The sequence below is a fragment of the Limnofasciculus baicalensis BBK-W-15 genome (assembly GCF_024178385.1).
Classification (GTDB): Bacteria; Cyanobacteriota; Cyanobacteriia; order Cyanobacteriales; family Coleofasciculaceae; genus Limnofasciculus; species Limnofasciculus baicalensis.
Genome location: NZ_JAMZMM010000367.1, coordinates 1 through 6,020, shown reverse-complemented (window position 1 = coordinate 6,020; position 6,020 = coordinate 1). Strand labels below are relative to the sequence as shown.

4 protein-coding genes are annotated in these 6,020 nt (G+C 43.9%); all 4 read right to left on the bottom strand.

The annotated features are described in order from the left end of the window. Window positions 1-269: 269 nt before the first annotated feature. A complete protein-coding gene (locus NJ959_RS24545; protein WP_254014376.1) occupies window positions 270-3,047 on the bottom strand; it encodes a secretin GspD/PilQ domain-containing protein in 2,778 nt (925 codons plus the stop codon). A gap of 110 nt (window positions 3,048-3,157) precedes the next feature. Then, a complete protein-coding gene (locus tag NJ959_RS24540; RefSeq protein ID WP_254014375.1) occupies window positions 3,158-3,958 on the bottom strand; it encodes a hypothetical protein in 801 nt (266 codons plus the stop codon). Further along, entirely contained in the window at window positions 3,955-4,878 is a 924-nt protein-coding gene (locus NJ959_RS24535; protein WP_254014374.1) for a PilN domain-containing protein, read from the bottom strand. The genes NJ959_RS24540 and NJ959_RS24535 overlap by 4 nt, the downstream gene beginning before the upstream one ends. Window positions 4,879-4,882: 4 nt before the next feature. Next, complete coding sequence (gene pilM, locus NJ959_RS24530; protein WP_254014377.1) at window positions 4,883-5,986, bottom strand: type IV pilus assembly protein PilM; 1,104 nt, start codon at window positions 5,984-5,986, stop codon at window positions 4,883-4,885. Window positions 5,987-6,020 lie beyond the last annotated feature (34 nt).

The window sequence follows — 6,020 nt, the reverse complement described above, 5'->3', positions numbered from 1 at the left end:
GGAGTAGGGAGTGGGGAGTAGGGAGTGGGAAGTGGGGGAGGATTTTGTAGGGGCGTTAGCCCAGCATTTGGGGGATAACCTCCGGCTTAAACCAAAGATTTTGTATCCAAATGCTTCACCCTGAGTGGGAAGTAGGGGTGAAGCATTTGGGGGATAACCTTTGTTGTTTAACCAGGATTAAAATATCCAAATGCTTCACCCTGAGTGGGGGAGGAGATTTTTAACTCAAAACTCAAAACTCAAAACTCAAAACTCTCTTCCCCTACCCCCTAATTCCGCCCCGGTGCAGTCACACCTCGGCGCTCCAAATAGTCCTGTGTCTCCCTTCCCGGCGTGTAATTGTAGCCAAAGGAAGCACGCTCTGAATCATCAAGAATCTGTGGTGTCAGTAGCACGATTACCTCTTGGCGCTGATTTTGCCGTTCCGTCTTTCTGAATAAAGCACCCAAAATCGGAATATCTCCCAAAATTGGTACTTTGCTCACTGTAGTCCGGTCAGTTTCTTGGATAATGCCTGTCAGAATTAAAGTTTGTCCATCTCGCAAGCGAATTTTACCAGTATTTAGATCTCGAACATTTAGTAATGCGATGCGGTTGGTATCCTCTCCAACGGTAATATCTTGAAGACTACCGACTGAGGTAACACGGGGATTGACGTTTAAAGTGATAAAACCATTATCATCAATCCGTTCGACATCAATGTTTAATGTTAAACCAGCTTCCTTAATTTCTGTGGTTACGGTTACTGTAGTTAGATTGTCGCTACTTTCCGTTTCCCGCTTAATATTACCTACAACTTCTTGAGTTAGATTGACACCAGCAGTTTGTCCTTCTTGGACTAATAGGGTTGGATCTGTGAGAATCTTGGCATTACCACTAGTAATTTGCGCTTGTAAGGATGCTAGGAACTTTTTGGGGTATTGGAATAGACTTGGGAGAGCAGCAGTTGCTGTCCCACGAGTACCCTGCTGAAAGGAGGTACTTGAAGTAGGAGGAGTACCAGGAGTAAACCCTACTATCTGACCATTCTGAATAATCGGAGTGGAAGGAGTACCGGGCGTTATCGTTGTCGAGACAACATTAGGTGTTCCCAGTGTAAAGTCTGTAATTCCTGCAAGGAAAGGATTAGATGCAATCCCTGCTAAACGTTGAAAAAATGCCAAATCATTTCCAGCTTGTCTGTCAAATCGGAAAACGCCATTTGCACTATCGTTGAAAATGCTTACGGTATCTACTCCTGTTCCTGGAACAACTGTTGCCGATCCACCATTGATATCAAGGAAAGTATTTGCTCCAGCGAAGGGGTTGGGAATAACTGTTGGACTTCCCAAACTTGAGCTAGCTTGCAAAGCAGTGGGTGGTCTGAATTCCCCTTGATTGACTACTAATGAACCACCATCGTTGACAAAAAAACTATCACCTATCCCGAAGGAGAAACTAGTATTAAAAGCATCTGTTCCTAATAAATTAACATCAACTATTTTGACATTAATTGCAACTTGTCGCCGACGCAAATCTAACTGAGTTAGGAAAGTTGTCGCCATTTCTATTTGGCGAGGTTCCCCAATTAAAGTAATCGCATTTAATCGCTCATCTGTTGATACTGATAATCCTATCAGTAATAATGCTCCTCTCGAACCTGCTGGCTGATTTACTGTTAAAGGTCGAAGTTCAGCAGGTTGTTTTGTTTCCCGAATTACAGCGCCAGTTTGTTGGTTAAATTCCCTTTCTATTGGTTCTACAACTTGTTGAACTTCTGCTCCTTGAGTGGCAAGAAATGCTGAAGCATTAGCGACTGTAGTTTGATTTAAACGCAGGGTGCGACTAATAATATTACGAGCAGCTTGTGGTAAACGAGAACCGACAAATATAGTACGCCCCTGACGATTTGCCTGTAATCCAGAAAGCTGGAGAACGTAGTTAAATACATCTTGAACGGGTTCGTTTTCGATATCTAGGGTAATTGTTGATGCTGCCGCTCCCCCCGCGTTGGGATCGCCGGGAGGCGCTCCGGCTGCTCCACCTCCTTCTCCGATATATGCTAAATTAAGTCCCGCAGAACGGGCTAAGAGTGATAATACTTCTCGTACAGGTGCTTCTCGTAAGGAGAGGCGCGGAATAACTGCTGCGGAACCTAAATCTATCCGACTAGCAGCAGCGTTGATATTGGAAACTGCAATATCCCCGACTGGTGGAGCAACTGCTCTGGGTAAGAGGGGAGGAGCGGGTGCTACTGGTTGTACTGTACCAGATGGAGCTGCGGGAACTCCATCTATTGTGATTTTGGGGTTGGGGAAAAGAACTTCTGGTGCTGGTGCTGGTACTTGTGGTGGTGGAGTTGCTGGTGTTGGTGCGGCTTGTTCAGGTTTTGGTGTTTGAGCTATCAGGATGGGTGAATTATTATTCTGAATTAAGGGTCTAGAATTTGTTGGTGTTGGTAAACCTGTGGCTGAATTATTATTCTGAGCCAGAGGTATTGAATTTGTTGATGTGGGTAAATTTGAGGGAGTTTGAGATATCTGTTGATTAGGTAGGATTGGTATAGTTGAATTTTTGGCTGAATTCCCTTGAGCCGAAGGTAATGTAACAGGTATGGGAGTTGAAGCCTGAGTAGTAGCGGCTGGACTAATTCCCAAGGTAATGGTGTTATCTTCTTGCTGAATAATTTGACCTGTGGGTGAGTTTTCTGCTCCACTGACAGTGACTCGAATACTATTAGGATCTAACTGACTAACCACAACAGCAGAAATACCGGGCATAGGGTTTTCTTGACGAAAACTTTTGCCAGAAACCAAACTTAATTGAGTATTAACAATATCGGCTACCCAATCATTACCTCGATTAACTGGGAAAATTTGTGGTCTTTTATCGCCAGTTTGAGTTTCCAGAACTAATTCTAGGGTACTTCCCCTAGCATTAACCTGTACTCCTGTAACTTGGGATGTTGCAGCCCATGCCGATTGTGTTCCTAGTAGGGTAACACTAGTTGCGATGCCGAAGGCGGGCAAAGCCATCGCAATTCCACTCAATATTTGTTCTTGTTTCACGATTCACTCCTCTTGATTAATTGCTATTTCCCTTGTTCGTAGTAGGAACTTAAGTGCCTACTACCAACCCCTCTTTCCCTTTTTTTTACTCAAACTCAAACCTCAAAACTCTACTGAGCTGGTTTCTGGGCTGGTGCCGCTGTCTTAGCTTCTTCTTGTGTCACTGGCAAGAGGGCATCTATTTTAAAGGTTGTTTTCAGCTTGGGTTTGCCTCCTGGAATTATTTGGGGTTTGTCAGATTTTTTTTCGTCGTCAATTACTCCTGTTATCACTTTTCCATCATCTCTAATTCCAATCACCTGCGGGTTTTTTACCTCAGTTTTAAAGTCTTTGACTATGAGGAGAGTTTGCAACAGCTCAAACTGCCGCATAATTGATAATAGTTGGTCAAAGTTTCCGTCAAGCTCTACCTCAAAGGTTTTGCGTTTTAGTTTGCCATTAACCAGGGAACCCAAAGAACCATCATTAATCACACCGCCCGTATCTGCTCCCTGGGGTTGAGGATTTCCTGCTGGTTTAAAGCTGGTTAACTTCCCTTTTCTGGTTTTGATCGCACTGTTGATATCTAGCAACAATGTATCAACTTTTCTGTCGGTGGCAAATAAACTCAATACCGTTTTATTTTGCACCTTAGCCTGTTCTAGTTCTATCTTCTTTTGCGCTATTTGTTTTTTAATCTTTGCCGTATCTTGCAGTTGTTGCTGCTTATTGACTAGTTCAGCTTTTGAATTATTGTATTCCTGCCACAATGGTTGTACAAAAGTGACGTACATGTAAGCTGCTCCGGCAATACCGACAACGGCGAGGAGGATTCCTGATATTTGTGGAGTGAAAGTAATACCAAAGGCTGTGGGGTAACTAGCTGCTTCTTCCTGACCTTCGTCATTAAATTCTAGATTATATGATGTCATGGTGTACTAACTCCAGTAGGTTTCTGGCTCTTTGTCTGGGTAGGTGTCTGAGTAGGTGTCTGAGTATTTGTCTGGGTATTTGGTTTAGTTATGTTATTCTGCTCAATCTGTTGAATAGTCCTAATTCGTGTGACTAATCCTACCGCACCTTTTCGATCTAAATCTCGCAGAATTTCCGAAGCGGGGACATCATTCAAAGTAGTTTGAATTTTGTAGCTCACTAACTTGGGAAGAGCGTAGATTACTTTGGCTACTGATTTATTCTGATTGTCTTTAGGTAGTTCCAATTTGGTGGGGTTATCAATCACCTGAGCTGAAACTAATTGGGTTGTACCGGATTCCAAGAAAGGTGATTTCTGCATACTTAACACAAAATAATTCACCTCATCAAAGGAGCGAGCAGTACCTCCAATCTCTAGATTGATGCTTGGGGGTGGTGCTACAGGGGCTGGAGCATTGGGGCTAGGAGAAGCAGTAGGAGCGGGAGCTGCAGTGGCTGCTACTACAACTTGGGTTTGCTGGACAGTTTGAATTTGGATGCCAGCAGGAGTCCGTTCGCGAATGTCTTGCAACATAGCTGACCACGGTTTAATTTGATTAAATACCGTTGCCAGCGCGTTGGTTTCCTCCTTCACTTTTTTGATGTCGTTATCGATTTTGCTAACTTCACTCTGAAGAGCTTTTGCTGCTGCGAGTTTAGCATCTAAATCCGCTTTTTGCTGATTTAAATTAGCATTTTCTTGTTGGATGTAAAACCAAAATCCACCTACTCCGCCCAGAGCAAGTAAACCTACTGCCGCTCCTAAAATTATGGGTGCTATAGAACCCATTTGGATCTGTTTTTTTGCTCCTCCCTGTTTCTGCTCGCTCTGTAAATATTCCTCTCTATCGTTTAAGAAATTAACATCTAGGCTATACATATTTTTAAACCTCCCGCAATCCTAATCCTAGTACTGTTCCCAATCCCGGTCGTCGTACTGAGGGAATTTCTTCATCCAACTCCAGGGCAAGGGATGCCACGGGATCTACCTGAGTAGCAGGTAAGCTTAACCTTTGAGTGAAGAATTCATCCAGTTGTCCGATGCCACCACCTGGCCCTGCTAAAAGTAACTGAGCTACTTCTAAATTGTCGCTAGAATTGAGATAAAAATCGATAGAACGACGTAATTCGTCTGCAAGTTCCCCCAAGACTCTCAGTAGTGCCGCCATTCCAGGATTAATACCAGTAGCGCCAGTGCGAATACCATCGACTGGTGTATTGGGAATAGTCATCCCTTGGAGTAATTCGGTGTTTCTGGAGGAGGGTAAATTCATGGCTCTGGAGAGGGCGCTTTGGAGTTGAAATGTGCCGATGGGTACGGTGCGGGAGAATTGGGGTACTCCATCCACGACGATCGCAATTTCGGTACTATCAAATTCAATATCTACCAAAACTGCTGCTTCTTGGCTAGCAAATTGCCGTAGTTGTTCTCGGATGGTGCGAATTAGGGCGAAACTATTTATTTCTAGGATATCTACTTTTAACCCAGCCTGCTGAAAGGTATCGAGATAGGTGTCGGTAACTTCCTTTCGGGTAGCGACTAGGAGTACTTGTACCTTCTCGATGCCATCTTCATCCATAAAGAAGCCTAGCTTCTGATAGTCTAAATCTACTTCTTCGCGGGGATAGGGCAAATATAGTCCTGCTTCATGATTTAGTACCATATCTCGAAGTTCGCGATCGTCTAATTCCGCTGGAATCGGAATAATCCGGATTACGGCTTCTCGCATCGGTACTGCTGTGGCAACACGATCTGCTTTTACTTTACTCTCGGCGAGGGCAGTCTTGATCAATTCCGCTAATTGGGGTGAATTGGCAATCTGTCCTGCTTCAAATACTCCTTCTGGTACTTCGTGAGAGTATAGAGTGGTGAGTTTGTAGCCTTGACCTTGTTTCTTTAGTTGGGCAATATTAATGCGTTCGGGTGCTAATTCTATCCCTACGCCTTTCTTACCTTTGGAAATTAGTCCTTGAAAACGGTTAAACATAGTTGGGGGAGTGGGGAGTAGGGAGTGGGGAGTG